Genomic DNA, 14,032 nt, shown 5'->3' with positions numbered 1-14,032 from the left:
AAGTTATTTCCTGAACACATAATTCCCACGAATTTTTCGCCACAGCCCGAATACATCGGTACGGGGGAAGATGGCAATCCGGCGGATCTGGAAAGGGTCCTGGTGCATTGCTTTGGGGCCGCTATTGGTAGCGACAGCAAAACGATACCCGGCGGTGATAGCCTGTTCCTTGGCACTCTCATCCATATCTCCGTAAGGGTAGGCAAACGAGAGCAGCGGATGGCCAAGCAGGGCCTCCAGTTGGCGTTTATTCTCCTGAATTTCATGGGCTTGTTGTTCGGGTGCGAGCTTGCTCAAGCGGGGATGGGTCAGGGTATGACCACCAATTTCCACATGACCGCTGGCGGCCAGCGCTTTGACCTGCTCACCACTCATTAGCGAAACCTTGGTATCCGGATTGGTCGGATGCTCCACATCCCAGCGGTTATAACCTTCACCTGTGACTACGTACACCACAGCTTTGTAACCATATTTTTCCAGCAGTGGCAGCATGCGGGTCAGGTTGTCCTGATAGCCGTCATCGGCGGTGATCATCAGGTACTTCTTGCCGTATTGCAGACGGTGGATAAAGCCTTTGTCCGCCAAATCGCGGAAAGTCAGGGTCTCGTAGCCGAGCCACTTCATCAGTCGCAGATGCTTCTCGAACATGGTGATCGGCATCCAGGTGCCATGCACTCCTTTCTCGCTATCCTGCTCGATAAAACGGTGGTACATGATGACGGGCATCTCGCGGCGCAGGGTTTCGACTACGGCATCCTGATAGATGGTTTCGAGGCCGGATACTACCCCCTGCAAGCCATACTCATCCTGAATGCGTTGGCGAATGGCTTCCGGCACCACATTGCTTGCGAGGGCGGATTCGATTTCGCCCTTCAGCGCGGCAAAATCGATGGCCAGATCCTTGGGGCCGATATCGCCAAAATTACTCGCCAGAGCATCATCCAGATTCTGTTCGGTTACCAGACCAACTGCCTTGGCTTCACCAATGGCAAAGGCGGGCCGACCACAGAGCAGTGCTTCCATCGCTACCCGACCGGCACCGATCACCAGATCGCAACTCGCCAGCAGAGCGGGCACATCGTCAACATAGCCAACAAACTCGGCACGGCCTTCGAAATGGGCAAAGCGCTCAGGCACCTTGGTACCACTGACAATCCGCACCTTGTAGGCATCCAGATCGAGTACCTCGTCGAGCAGACGGTAACAGAGCTCCCCTTTGGGGCCGCTCAAACGGCCAATGATGGCGATCACCGGCTTGGGATTGTCCGGCGCTGGCACAGGCTGGAATTTGTCGGTTTCGATACCGTTGCGCAGCACCTGCACGATCGCGGGATCGACCCCCAGATTGTCGACAATCTGATGGGCAATATCCTCACAAACGGCAACTGCCCGATAGCCGAGAGCATGGAATGCCTTGCGCGAAGCGTGCACCGGCTGGCGACCATGAACCGTGGTGATCATCGGGGTGCCAGTCAGCTTGCAGGCCACATAACTGCTCCAGCCGGAGGCGCGGGAGTGAGCATGCACCAACTGGATATGGTGCTTTTTGATGAGATAGATAAGGTAGAAGACGTGCCAGAAGCGGCGCAGAATGCTGCGCTTGTTGAATCTCAGCTTGAAGACTGGGCCAAGAGTCGGCTTGGTCAGGGTATCTGATACATAAAAGACGTTGTGACCACGCCGGGTCAGTTCGTTGCCGACCGTGGTGGCATAGACCTCAGCTCCCGTTACCTCGAGCTGGGAGAGTGCCATCAATATATTCATCGCGCGGTTACCCGGTAGAGAAGAGAGGAACGGCAAGCAGCCACAGAGACCAGAAACCGGAAGCAGGCGAGTGCCCACTTCCGGTTTTGCGCTCAAACTGCCGCGTTGTGCTCACCTGTTAGCGGTTGAGCCAGGCCATGTAATCCGCTACCCCTTCGGCAACGGTTTTAAACTCGGCGTCATAACCCACGCTGCGCAGCTTGGTCATGTCAGCCTGGGTGAAGCTCTGGTAGCGACCCTTGAGGTGATCCGGGAAGGGGATGTATTCGATAGACCCCTTCTGATGATGCTTGATCACCGCTTCGGCCACGTTCTGGAATGGCTCGGCACGGCCGGTACCGCAGTTGAAAATGCCGGAGTGCTGCGGGTTCTGCCAGAACCAGAGGTTTACCTTGCAGACGTCGTCGATATAGATGAAGTCACGCATCTGACCACCGTTCGGGAAGCCATCGCAACCTTCGAACAGCTTGGGATTCTCGCCCTTCTTCACCTGGGTGTTGAGGTGGAAGGCGACGGAAGCCATGGAGCCTTTGTGCTGCTCGCGCGGGCCGTAGACGTTGAAGTACTTGAGGCCAACGACCTGAGAGTTGATCTCCGGCATCCAGCGGCGCACGTACTGGTCAAACAGCTGCTTGGAGTAGCCGTAGACGTTGAGCGGCTGTTCGAACTTGGGATCTTCGATGAAGTTGTCGTTGCGGCCACCGTAGGTCGCGGCAGAAGAGGCGTAAATGAACGGGATTTCACGCTCGATGCAGTAGTGGAACAGATCCTTGGAGTACTCGTAGTTGACCTCCATGATGAACTTGCCGTTCCACTCGGTGGTGGCAGAGCAGGCACCTTCGTGGAAGATCACCTCGATGCCGTTGTCCCACTCTTCAAACTCGTCACCGGAGACGATGCGCGCCTGAAACTCGTCTTTGTCCATGTAGTCAGCGATGGTCAGATCGACCAGGTTGACGAACTTGGTGCCGTCGGTCAGGTCATCAATGACCACGATATCGGTCCGTCCTTGAGCGTTCAGCTGCTTGACCAGATTGCTGCCGATAAAGCCAGCACCGCCAGTTACTACGATCATGGAGTTTGCCTCTCGTACGTTGATGGCTACATGTGACTGCTTGTTAAAGCTGTGTATAGTGAGCCAATTTGAAATTGCCGAAAAGTTTATCACGGGCCGTCCGGGGATTCGACCTTGTTCAAAACTGCCCCGAGCGGAACCTGTTGGAGGAATGAGTGATGAAAACCAGAGACAGGATCATTCACAGCGCGACCGAGCTGTTCAACGATCAGGGTGAACGCAACATCACCACCAACCATATTGCGGCGCACATGGGTATCAGCCCGGGCAACCTCTACTACCACTTCCGCAATAAAGAAGACATCATCCACTCCATCTTCGACCAGTATGCCCGTCACCTGAGCGAGAGCTTCGTGCCGACCCGCAACCGTGAAATCACTCTGCAGGATCTGATGGGCTATCTCGATGCCATCTTCTATCTGATGTGGCAGTTCCGCTTCTTCTACGCCAATCTGCCGGACATCCTGAGCCGTGACGAGCCGCTGCAACAGAAGTACCTCAAGGCCCAGGAGCAGATGCGATCCTCAGTGGTCGCGCTGCTCAGAAGCCTGCGCGAAGGGGGCATCATAGATGTCAGCGATGAAGACCTGCCGGATCTGGGACAGACCATCAAGATGGTGGTGACCTGCTGGATCCCCTTCCAGATTGCCCAGGCCCCCAACACCCGCATCACCAAACCGCTGCTCTATCAGGGCGTGTTGAAGGTGCTGTTCCTACTGCGCCCCTATGTGCAACCCCAGGTTGCCGGACAGATCCAGCAGCTGGAGCAGCACTACCGCCAGCTGGCCCAACCAGCTGGGTGAGATCTGTTTCACATTTGTTGAATATCAGCACAATCATTTGAATTTACCGCAACAGATTGCAGTAAAATGTCGCCCTCTGTTGATACGCAGCTGAAATAGCCACTAAGGATCGAGGATGTCTAACGGATTCTATCGTCACCTGACCGAGCAACTGAACCAGGTGCAAGCTGAAGGGTTGTACAAGCAGGAGCGCATCATCACCTCCGCCCAGCAGGCCAGCATCGCCGTCGGCGGTGAGCAGGTACTGAACTTCTGTGCCAACAACTATCTTGGGCTGGCCAACCACCCGGATCTGATCGCTGCCGCCCATCAGGGACTCGACAGCCATGGCTTCGGCATGGCCTCGGTGCGCTTCATCTGTGGCACCCAGGATCAGCACAAAGCGCTGGAGCAGAAGATGTCTGCCTTCCTCGGCACCGAAGACACCATCCTCTACTCCTCCTGTTTCGATGCCAATGGCGGTCTTTTTGAGACCCTGTTCGGCGCCGAAGATGCCATCATCTCCGATGCCCTCAACCACGCCTCCATCATCGACGGCGTGCGGCTGTGCAAGGCCAAGCGTTATCGCTACGCCAACAACGATATGGCCGAGCTGGAAGCCCAGCTCAAGCAGGCTGACGCCGATGGCGCCCGCTTCAAGCTGATCGCCACCGACGGTGTCTTCTCCATGGATGGGGTCATCGCCGACCTCAAATCCATCTGCGATCTGGCAGACAAATACGATGCGCTGGTGATGGTGGATGACTCCCACGCCGTCGGCTTTATCGGCGAAAATGGTCGTGGCACCCACGAATATTGCGGCGTGATGGAGCGGGTCGACATCATCACCGGCACCCTGGGCAAGGCGCTCGGCGGCGCGTCCGGTGGCTATACCTCCGGCAAGAAAGAGGTGATCGACTGGCTGCGTCAGCGCTCCCGCCCTTACCTCTTCTCCAACTCGCTGGCCCCCTCCATCGTTGCCGCCACCATCAAGGTGATCGACATGCTGGCGGAAGGTCACGACCTGCGCGCACGTCTGAAAGAGAACAGCCGTTACTTCCGCGAGCGGATGAGCGCAGCCGGTTTCACCTTGGCTGGCGCCGACCACGCCATCATTCCGGTGATGCTGGGGGATGCCAAGCTGGCCTCCGAAATGGCGAGCCGCATGCTGGCAGCCGGCATCTATGTGGTGGGCTTCTCCTTCCCGGTCGTGCCCAAGGGTCAGGCGCGCATTCGCACCCAGATGTCTGCCGCCCATACCCGCGAGCAGCTGGACAAGGCGATCGACGCCTTTATCCGCATCGGCCGTGAACTCGGCGTTATCTGATTTGAATCAAGGGGCTGCAGCCCCTTTTTTCTGCATTCATATTGAAGGAACAGCCATGAAAGCACTCTCCAAACTGCACAAAGAGGTCGGCATCTGGATGACGGATGTACCGGCTCCCGAGCTCGGCCACAACGATCTGCTGATCAAGATCCGCAAAACCGCCATCTGCGGCACCGACATCCATATCTACAACTGGGACGAGTGGTCCCAGAAGACCATTCCGGTACCCATGGTGATCGGCCACGAATATGTCGGGGAAGTGGTCGCCATCGGTCAGGAGGTGCGCGGCTTCGCCATCGGCGATCGGGTCTCCGGTGAAGGGCACATCACCTGCGGTCACTGCCGCAACTGCCGCGCCGGACGCACTCACCTCTGTCGCAACACCATTGGCGTTGGCGTCAACCGCCCGGGCGCCTTTGCCGAGTATCTGGTGATCCCCGCATTCAACGCCTTCAAGCTGCCGGACAACATCCCGGACGAGCTGGCCGCCATCTTCGACCCGTTCGGCAATGCGGTGCACACCGCCCTCTCCTTCGATCTGGTGGGTGAAGATGTGCTCATCACCGGGGCGGGTCCTATCGGCATCATGGCTGCCGCCGTCTGCCGCCATGTGGGTGCGCGCCACGTGGTGATCACCGATGTCAACGAATACCGGCTGGAGCTAGCCCGCAAGATGGGCGCCACCCGCGCGGTCAACGTGGCCAAGGAGAAGCTGGCCGACGTGATGAGCGAGCTGGGCATGACCGAAGGGTTCGACGTGGGGCTGGAGATGTCCGGCGTCCCGAGCGCCTTCCAGGAGATGCTCGACAAGATGAACCACGGCGGCAAGATCGCCATGCTTGGCATCCCCCCCTCCACCATGGCCATCGACTGGAACAAGGTGATCTTCAAGGGGCTGTTTATCAAAGGGATCTATGGCCGCGAGATGTTCGAGACCTGGTACAAAATGGCCAGCCTGATCCAGTCCGGGCTGGATCTCTCCCCCATCATCACCCACAGATTCCACATCGACGAATTCCAGCAGGGGTTCGATGCGATGCGCTCCGGCCACTCCGGCAAGGTGATCCTGAGCTGGGATAAATAACCCTTTTCACCCTTTGGTTACTCGAAACCCGGCATTCGCCGGGTTTCTTTTTATCTCCACCACCAGAATTGCCGTGATATCGCCCAAAACTTTGTACGCAGAGTGTTTAACACTTCACACACAAGCGTTTAAATGGCTGTAACTATTCGGTTATAATCCCGTCGTTTACATGGATAATAAAAGACTGCTGGGAGTATATGAGCGTGTTGAAAAAACTGAGCTATTTGCTGGCTGTCGGGATGACGGCCGCCAGCTTGTCTGGGGCAGTGCTTGCTGCCGATGAGATGTCACCGGAGGCTATTGCCGAGCGGATCAAACCGATCGGTCAGGTCTACACCGCCAAGGATCTGGAAGGTATTGCCGGCGCGGGTGCTGCACCTGCTGCGACCGCCTCTTCCGGTCCCCGCGATGGCGAAACGGTATACAAGGGCGCCTGCTTTGCCTGTCACGACACCGGCGCTGCCGGTGCCCCCAAACGGGGTGACAAGACAGCCTGGGAACCACGCGTCGCCCAGGGCATTGATACTCTCAAGAAACATGCCATTGAAGGCTTTACCGGCAAGTCCGGCATGATGCCTCCACGCGGCACTTGTGCGAACTGCAGCGACGAAGAGATTGAAAACGCCATTCACTACATGACTGACAACCTCTAAGTATTTGAAAGGGCCGCAATTGCGGCCCTTTCAATCTATCGGCTTCCGACTACTCTTGTAGGGTAGGCATAGTCGGGAGTTGCTCATGTCGCCCCATTCCACCGAATCCCACTACTCAACTCCTCTGCTGGCGTTGGTCTCTGCCATTATGGATTTTCCGGCTCCCCCTACAGCGCAGAGCAGCGATTATGATGATCTGATAAAGCAGATAAACCAGCTCTGCCCGTTGCAGCATTTCGGCATGCTGGGCCTCTCCGACAGTGGTCTGAACTGGCTCTACGCCTACAAAATCAGCGATACCTTCAAGCAACAACTGGGGCGGGAGCAGTCCCGCATCACCGATCAGCTCACCCAGCTCGATGAGGCCGAAGGGTGGTGCGTCTTTCCTATCGAACATGGTCAGGTGCAGTGGCTGCTGGCTCGCGGCGAACCATCCGACCTGCCCACATTACGCCTGCTGCTGGAGTGTCTATCCAAACGGCTGACCGAAACCCAAGCGGGCTCCCATCTCACCGAGCTGCCTTCTCCGCTGATCCGCAAAGACCCGAACTGGAAAAAGAAAATCGAGAGCATCAGCCGCATCATGCGACTGGCCAACACCCTGCCCGGTCAGGCGCTCTTCTCCCAGCTGGAGGCGGTGCTGCGCCAGATGCTCGCCATTGAGGATATGCTGCTGGTCAGGCTCCACAGCCATACGCTTGAGAAGATTTATCCCGCACATCCTCGTCAAAGCGACGAATTCATCAGCGGTTTGTGCCACAGCACCAGCAATATCGAGGTCAACAGGGAGGCAACCTACTGGCACAGCATGCCGCTACGGCTGCAACAACAGTACTTCGCCCACTTCATCATCAGCACCGCGCAACCGCTGGAGACAGACGACAAGCTGTTTCTCGACTTCCTGCGTGGCCAGCTCACCCTGCTGTTGGAGCTGAAGCGGATCCGCCAGCAGCTTAACGACATCAATAGTGAAGACTCCATCAACCAGCGGCTGCAACAGCTGCGTCAGACCAACCTCAGGCTGCAAAAGCAGCTCAAGCAGCATCAGGAGCTGGAACGGCGGCTGCAATTCGATGCGCTTCACGACCCGCTGACCCAGCTACCGAACCGGGCACTGTTGATGAACCACCTCAATCAAGCCATGACCCACTACAACCGCTACAAGTCACCGGGGTTTGCGGTGATCTTCATCGATGTGGATCACTTCAAGCAGATCAATGACACCCTGGGCCACAGTGCTGGTGATCAGCTGCTCAAGGAGGTAAGCCGCCGCCTCCAGACCTGCATCCGGCAAAACGATATGGTGGCCAGATTGGGGGGCGACGAGTTCGTCATCTATCTCGATAGCAGCAAACATGAAGATGACATCAGCCCGGTGCTCAACCGTATCATCAGCCGCCTCTCCTATCCGTTCCGGCTGCTTGGCAATGAGCTGAGTATTACCGTCAGCCTGGGGGTATCGAGTGTGTCCGAACAGACATCGGATATCAGCCAGTTACTCCACCAGGCCGATCTGGCCATGTACCAGGCCAAACGCAATGGCCGCAGCCGCATCGTCAGCTACTCGGATGATTGCATCAACCAGAACTGGAATTCGCCGGAAGAGATGCTGGCTCGGGCCCTGCGGGAAGGGCGTATCGTCCCCTACTACCAACCGGTGATCCGGCTACAGGATAGCCGCCTGACCGGTCTGGAGGTGATGGCGCGCTGGCTGACCGAAGAGGGAATTCTGAAGGATGCATTCGACTTTATTCCGCTGGCGGAGCAATGTGGCCTGATTCTGGAGCTGGATTATCAGATCCTGCGCCACACCTGCCAGCAACTGAAAGTGTGGCTTCCGATCTCGGGCCAGAGCAAGTTCAAGGTCGCCATCAACCTCTCCGGCAAACATCTGGTCAACCATGATCACATCATGCGGTTGGTGGACATTATCGATGAGGAGGGGATAGCACCAGGCTATCTGATCTTTGAATTCAACGAGCGGGAGCTGTCGCGGCAGGATTCCGATGCGCTGGCCTCCCTGCATGAGCTGAGGGCCAAGGGTATCCAGATCAGCCTCGATGATTTCGGCACCGGCTTCTCCTCCCTCAACGCCCTGTTCCATTTCCCGGTAGATTACATCAAGGTGGATGACAGCTTTACCCAGCGGATGCTGCAGTCCCCCAAAGATCTGGCGCTGATCCGCGCCATGCGGGATATCTGTCAGGATCTCGATTACACCCTTGTGGTTGAAGGCATTGAGAACCAGCAGCAGTTACAGAAGCTGATAGATATCGGCTGCCGGATGGGGCAAGGACGCTATATATCTCCCCCCATGCCGGGAGCAGACATCATTCCACTGCTATCCCCCGGCAACGCAACCTCCTAATCTTTCTTGAACATGGCGCGCAGATTGGCCACCGCCATCTGCCCCTTCTGCTGGCGCTCCTCGGCAGTCACCTTCTTCTGGTTTTCCCATTCAAGGTCATCCTGCGGCAGCTCCAGCAGGAAGCGGCTCGGCTCCGGACGTACCGACTCGCCAAACTGACGCCGCTCCTTGCAGAGGGTGAAGGTCAGTTCGGTCTGAGCCCGGGTGATGCCCACGTAGGCGAGACGCCGCTCCTCCTCCACATTGTCCTCGTCGATGCTGGTCTGGTGGGGCAGCAAGCCCTCCTCCATCCCCACCATGTAAACATAGGGGAACTCCAGCCCCTTTGAGGCATGCAACGTCATCAACTGCACCTGATCCGCGTCGTCCTCCCCCTCGTTGCGCTCCATCATGTCGCGCAGGGTGAGGCGATTGACCACCTGAGCCAGCGTCATCGACTCTTCCAGCTCATCTCCTTCCAGCATCTCGGTGATCCAGCGATAGAGAGTAGAAACGTTCTGCATCCGCATTTCTGCCGCTTTCGGGCTGGGGGAGGTCTCGTAGAGCCACTCTTCGTAGTGGATCTCCTTGATCATGTCCCGCACCGCCTCCACCGGATTGCCACGCAGCGCCTGATCGCCAAGGCGTACCAGCCAGTTGGTGAAAGCCTGCAGGGCCACGAGGCCCCGCCCGGAGAGGTGCTGCTCCAACCCAAGCTCGAAGCTGGCGGCAAACAGGCTCTTTCCGCGTTGATTGGCATACTGCCCCAGTTTTTCGAGGGTAGTGGGGCCAATCTCGCGGCGCGGCAGGTTGACCACCCGCAGGAAGGCGGTGTCCTCATCCGGATTCACCAGCAGCTTGAGGTAGGCCATGATGTCCTTGATCTCGGTGCGGGAGAAAAACGAGGTGCCGCCGGAGATACGGTAAGGAATCCGGTTGGTCATCAGCGCCTTCTCGAAGATGCGCGACTGATGGTTGCCCCGATAGAGGATGGCGTAATCCTTGAACCGGGTGCGGTTCATAAACTTGTGGCCCATCATCTCGGCAGCGATCCGCTCCGCTTCGTGCTCCTCGTTCTTGGCGAACAGCACCTTGAGCTTCACCCCCTCATCCAATTCGGAGAAGAGCGCCTTGTCATAGACGTGGGGGTTGTTGGCGATCAGGATGTTGGCGCACTTGAGGATACGCCGCTTGGAGCGGTAGTTCTGCTCCAGCTTGATCAGCTTGAGGCTGGGGAAATCCTCGCTCAGCAGCACCAGATTCTGCGGCTTGGCACCGCGCCAGGAGTAGATGGACTGGTCATCATCCCCTACCACGGTAAAACGGGCACGCTCGCCGACGATCTGCTTCACCAGCTCGTACTGGCTGGTGTTGGTGTCTTGGTACTCATCGACCAGCAGATAGCGGATCTTGTTCTGCCAGCGCTCACGTACCTCCTGATTGTTCTTGAGCAGCAGGGTCGGCATCACGATGAGGTCGTCAAAATCCAGCGCGTTATAGGCCACCATCTGGCGGTGATAACGCTCGTAGAGCTGGGCCATCAACACCTCTTCCGGCCCGCGGGCAATGCGCATGGCGCGGGCTGGCAGGATGAGATCGTTCTTCCAGTTGGAGATTTGGCTGATAAGGGCCGAGAGCTTGTCCTTGTCGTTGTCGAGCTCGTCTTCAGTCAATTCTTTCAGCAGCGCCAGCTGGTCGGTGTCATCGAACAGGGAGAAGTTCGCCTTGAGATTCAGGCTCTTGTGCTCACGACGAATGATATCGAGCCCCAGGGTATGGAAGGTGGAGACCATCAGCCCCCGCGCCTCCTTGCGCCCCAAAGTCTGGCCAACCCGCTCCTTCATCTCCCGCGCAGCCTTGTTGGTAAAGGTGACCGCAGCTATGTTGCGCGCGTTGTAGCCGCACTGCTGCACCAGATAGGCAATCTTGTTGGTGATGACGCGGGTCTTGCCCGATCCGGCACCCGCCAGCACCAGGCAAGGGCCGGAAACATACTTGACCGCTTCGTTCTGATTGGGGTTGAGCTTCATGGGCCGGATCTCTTGGCTTATGATGAGGGGCGGCATTGTACCAGAAATCACCCGACGAGCCGTACCTGCTGCACGGCAGGCAACCGCCAATCGGGCTTATCGCGCCTTGTGTTCGAGCGCTATTTTCAGGATCATGGCCGACCTTTCGAGATGATGACTTTTTCCAGATGATGAGGGGAGCATGAATCAGCAACAGCATGACCAACTGCGCAGCCAGTTTCCAGCCTTGGCGCAGGCGGTAAACGGCCACCCTCTGGTCTATCTGGACAATGCCGCCACCACCCAGAAGCCACACGCGGTACTGGATGCCATCGCTCACTACTATCGGGCCGACAACGCCAACGTGCACCGTGCCGCCCACGCCCTGAGTGGCCGCGCTACCCGAGCCTTTGAGGCTGCCCGCGAGACGGTCGCCCGCTTTATCAATGCACCCCGCAGCCACGAAGTTATCTGGACCCGTGGTACCACAGAAGCGATCAATCTGGTGGCCCAGAGCTGGGGGATGAACGAGCTCAAGGCGGGGGAGGAAATCATCCTCAGCACGCTGGAGCACCACGCCAATATCGTCCCGTGGCAACTGGTCGCCCAACGCACCGGCGCGGTGATCCGGGTCATCCCGCTCGATGAGCGGGGCGATCTCGATCTGGCCGCCTATCACGCCATGCTGGGGCCACGGACCCGTCTGGTAAGCGTGGCCCACGTATCCAATGCCCTTGGCACCGTCAATCCAGTCAAAGAGATGGTGGCAGCGGCCAAGGCAGTCAGCGCTCTGACCCTGCTCGATGGCGCTCAGGCGGTGGCTCATCTCGAGGTGGATGTGCAGGCCATAGGTTGCGACTTCTACGCCTTCTCCGGTCACAAGCTCTATGGCCCGACCGGCATCGGTGTGTTGTGGGGCCGCACCGAACTACTGGAGCGGATGCCGCCCTGGCAAGCCGGTGGCGAGATGATCGATCGGGTCAGTTTCAGCGGCACAACCTTCAATACCCTGCCCTTCAAGTTCGAGGCGGGCACCCCCCATATTGCTGGCGCTATCGGCCTCGCCGCCGCCATCGACTTTGTGATGGCGCAAGATAGGGAATGGCTCGCCCAACATGAGCAGGCACTGACCGACTATCTGGTAGCTGGCCTGCAACAAGTGCCGGGGTTGCGTCTGGTCGGCGAACCCGGCCAACGCGCCGGTGCGGTCTCTTTCCTGCTCGACGACATCCACCCGCAAGATGCTGCTACCCTGCTCGACATGCAGGGTATCGCCCTGCGAGTCGGCCATCACTGCGCCATGCCGCTGATGGAATCGCTCGGGATCGGCGGCACCATGCGCGCCTCGCTGGCTTGCTACAACAATCGGGACGATGTCGACGCCCTGCTGGCCGCCCTGCACAAACTCAGTGACTTCTTCTAAGGCAGACAACCGAATGAGTGACCTCGCAAGCTATACCCAGATTGGCCTTGAGCCCAACGCCGACACCATCCGCCAGCAGTTTGCCGCCGCTCATGGCTGGGAGAACCAGTACCGGCTCATCATCCAGCTCGGCAAGCAGCTGCCAGCACTCCCCGCCGAATGGCAGCAGGAGGCACTCCGTCTCAAGGGGTGTGAAAGTCAAGCCTGGCTGAAGGGAGAACAAAGTGAGGATGGCTGCTGGCACTTTGCCTGTGATTCCGATGCCCGCATCGTGCGGGGCCTTATCGTCATCGTGCTGGCCGCGCTCAACCACAAATCGTCTGCGGCGATCCAGGCCTTTGATATGGAAGGGTATTTCACCGAACTGGGACTAGAGAAACACTTGAGCCCGTCACGAGGTAACGGGCTCAGAGCGATCGTGCTGGCGATCCGGGAACAGGCTGTCTAACCCGCCTTGTTCAGCGGTCGATTAGGCTTCGCCAATCGACCCTACTTCTTCATCCCCGGCCTCTTTCTCGGCGCGGGCCCCCCGCTCGGCAATCTTCTTCAATACCCGGGACGCGGCAACCAGCCCAAAGGTTGCCGTCACCGGCGTCACGGCGCCAAAACCGGAGGCGCAATCCATCTTCATGGTGCCATCGCTGGCCGCCTTGGCCTGACAGGTGCCACCATTACCATCCGGATAACTCAGCTGCTCGGTTGAGAAGACACACTCCACCCCGAATTTGCGCGCCGGATTCTTGCTGAAGTTGTGCAACCGGCGCAGGTCGGAGCGAACCTTCGCAGCGAGCGGATCCTGAATGGTCTTGGCCAAATCGGCCACGGTGATTTGGGTCGGATCCATCTGACCGCCGGCACCACCCGCGACGATCACCGGGATCTTGTTGCGCTTGCAGAAGGCAATCAGCGCCACCTTGGCCTTGACCGAGTCGATGGCATCCACCACATAGTCAAACTCCCGCTTGATATGCTCGGCCAGATTATCGGCGGTGACGAAATCATCTACCTCGATCACTTTGCAATCCGGATTGATGGCGCGAATACGCTCGGCCATCACCTCGGTCTTGAGGTGACCAACCGTCCCCTGCATGGCGTGGATCTGGCGATTGGTGTTGGTGATGCAGATATCATCCATGTCGATCAGGGTGATCTGGTTGATACCGGCACGGGCCAGCGCCTCGGCCGCCCAGGAGCCCACGCCGCCTATCCCCACCACACAGACCTTGGCCTGGCTAAAGGAACGCAGGGCATTCTGACCATAAAGACGGGCAATGCCCCCGAATCGCTGTAGATATTCTGCTTTCATACCACCACCTTGCTTGAGGGCGGCCATTATAGCGACAACCACCGCCAGCCGCGATGGCATAACCGGAGAAAATCGGGGAGGAAAAACAGGGAAAACGGCAGAGAAGAGGGAATAAAAGGTCAGTTATCAGACGATTTAATAAATTGCAGGCAATAAAAAACCCCGCTCGATGAGCGGGGTTCTTAAATTGGGTGCCTGGCAGTGTCCTACTCTCGCATGGCGAATGCCACACTACCATCGGCGCTACCGCGTTTCACTTCTG

The 14,032-nt window shown here is 57.9% G+C and carries 11 protein-coding genes; 7 read left to right on the top strand and 4 right to left on the bottom strand.

Going from position 1 to position 14,032, the window contains the following annotated elements; genetic code table 11:
• Positions 1-3: 3 nt before the first annotated feature.
• Together G5315_RS11680 and rfaD are read right to left on the bottom strand one after the other, a co-directional pair.
• The gene (locus tag G5315_RS11680; protein WP_421333082.1) at positions 4-1,764 is read right to left on the bottom strand and encodes a polysaccharide deacetylase family protein; all 1,761 of its coding nucleotides are present in this window, start codon (positions 1,762-1,764) and stop codon (positions 4-6) included.
• 118 nt (positions 1,765-1,882) lie between these two features.
• Positions 1,883-2,839 (bottom strand): ADP-glyceromanno-heptose 6-epimerase, encoded by a 957-nt coding sequence (rfaD, locus tag G5315_RS11675; RefSeq protein ID WP_040069912.1) that lies wholly within the window; start codon positions 2,837-2,839, stop codon positions 1,883-1,885.
• A gap of 158 nt (positions 2,840-2,997) precedes the next feature.
• Between rfaD and G5315_RS11670 the strand changes: the two genes are divergently transcribed.
• From G5315_RS11670 to G5315_RS11650, 5 genes are all read left to right on the top strand, one after another.
• Complete coding sequence (locus tag G5315_RS11670) at positions 2,998-3,642, top strand: TetR/AcrR family transcriptional regulator (protein ID WP_005340848.1); 645 nt, start codon at positions 2,998-3,000, stop codon at positions 3,640-3,642.
• A gap of 115 nt (positions 3,643-3,757) precedes the next feature.
• Positions 3,758-4,948, top strand: coding sequence for a glycine C-acetyltransferase (locus G5315_RS11665; RefSeq protein WP_127007235.1), 1,191 nt, complete (start codon positions 3,758-3,760; stop codon positions 4,946-4,948).
• Between the two features lie 55 nt (positions 4,949-5,003).
• Positions 5,004-6,032: an L-threonine 3-dehydrogenase gene (tdh, locus tag G5315_RS11660; protein WP_421333081.1), complete on the top strand. Its 1,029-nt coding sequence runs from the start codon at positions 5,004-5,006 to the stop codon at positions 6,030-6,032.
• A 197-nt stretch (positions 6,033-6,229) separates the two neighbouring features.
• A complete protein-coding gene (locus G5315_RS11655; RefSeq protein ID WP_216979757.1) occupies positions 6,230-6,685 on the top strand; it encodes a c-type cytochrome in 456 nt (151 codons plus the stop codon).
• An 85-nt stretch (positions 6,686-6,770) separates the two neighbouring features.
• Positions 6,771-9,053: a putative bifunctional diguanylate cyclase/phosphodiesterase gene (locus tag G5315_RS11650; RefSeq protein WP_216979758.1), complete on the top strand. Its 2,283-nt coding sequence runs from the start codon at positions 6,771-6,773 to the stop codon at positions 9,051-9,053.
• Here G5315_RS11650 and rep read toward each other — a convergent pair.
• On the bottom strand, positions 9,050-11,062 hold the full coding sequence (rep, locus tag G5315_RS11645) for a DNA helicase Rep (protein WP_421333080.1): 2,013 nt from the start codon (positions 11,060-11,062) through the stop codon (positions 9,050-9,052). The genes G5315_RS11650 and rep overlap by 4 nt on opposite strands.
• Before the next feature lie 181 nt (positions 11,063-11,243).
• Here rep and G5315_RS11640 point away from each other — a divergent pair, with 181 nt between their 5' ends.
• Positions 11,244-12,464: an aminotransferase class V-fold PLP-dependent enzyme gene (locus G5315_RS11640; protein WP_159142756.1), complete on the top strand. Its 1,221-nt coding sequence runs from the start codon at positions 11,244-11,246 to the stop codon at positions 12,462-12,464.
• A 13-nt stretch (positions 12,465-12,477) separates the two neighbouring features.
• Entirely contained in the window at positions 12,478-12,912 is a 435-nt protein-coding gene (locus G5315_RS11635; RefSeq protein ID WP_005342474.1) for a SufE family protein, read from the top strand.
• A 21-nt stretch (positions 12,913-12,933) separates the two neighbouring features.
• On the opposite strand, the gene tcdA is transcribed toward G5315_RS11635, so the two are convergent.
• Positions 12,934-13,770 carry a tRNA cyclic N6-threonylcarbamoyladenosine(37) synthase TcdA gene (tcdA, locus tag G5315_RS11630; RefSeq protein ID WP_159142757.1) on the bottom strand — a complete coding sequence of 279 codons (837 nt, stop codon included), beginning with the start codon at positions 13,768-13,770 and terminating at the stop codon, positions 12,934-12,936.
• Between the last annotated feature and the right edge of the window lie 262 nt (positions 13,771-14,032).

The organism is Aeromonas sp. 603607 (assembly GCF_049171595.1).
In the GTDB taxonomy this organism is placed as follows: domain Bacteria; phylum Pseudomonadota; class Gammaproteobacteria; order Enterobacterales; family Aeromonadaceae; genus Aeromonas; species Aeromonas veronii.
The sequence above is the reverse complement of the archived record's forward strand: the minus strand, read 5'-3'. Positions and strand labels throughout refer to the sequence as shown.